The sequence below is a fragment of the Stenotrophomonas sp. GbtcB23 genome (genome assembly GCF_019091045.1).
Lineage (GTDB): Bacteria > Pseudomonadota > Gammaproteobacteria > Xanthomonadales > Xanthomonadaceae > Stenotrophomonas > Stenotrophomonas rhizophila_A.
The window spans coordinates 1-357 of sequence record NZ_JAGXKC010000255.1 but is presented as its reverse complement, the minus strand read 5'-3'; the positions used below and the strand labels follow the sequence as shown (position 1 = coordinate 357).

The window sequence follows — 357 nt, the reverse complement described above, 5'->3', positions numbered from 1 at the left end:
GAGGAGGCTGCCGGCGATTTCGGCAAGAAGCCGGTCGGTTCCGGCACCTTCATCCTGAAGGACTGCACGATCGGCCAGCATCTCGTCTTCGAGAAGAACCCGAACTACTACGTCAAGGACGTGCCGCATATCGACAAGTTCACGGTTGAGGTGGGCCAGGAGCCGCACGTCGCGCTGCTGCGCCAGCAGAAGGGCGAGGTCGATATCGCCGGCGACGGCATACCGCCGGCAAAATTCCTGGAGATCAAGAATTCCGCCGACGGCGCGCAGATGATCGTCGATGGCGAGCAGCTTCATACCGGCTATGTGACGCTCAACACCAAGGTAAAGCCCTTCGACAACGCCAAGGTTCGCCAG

1 protein-coding gene is annotated in these 357 nt (G+C 60.5%); it reads left to right on the top strand.

From position 1 onward, the window contains the following. Positions 1-357: ABC transporter substrate-binding protein (locus tag KVS69_RS19010; protein ID WP_254622293.1), on the top strand; the 357-nt coding region annotated here is incomplete at both ends.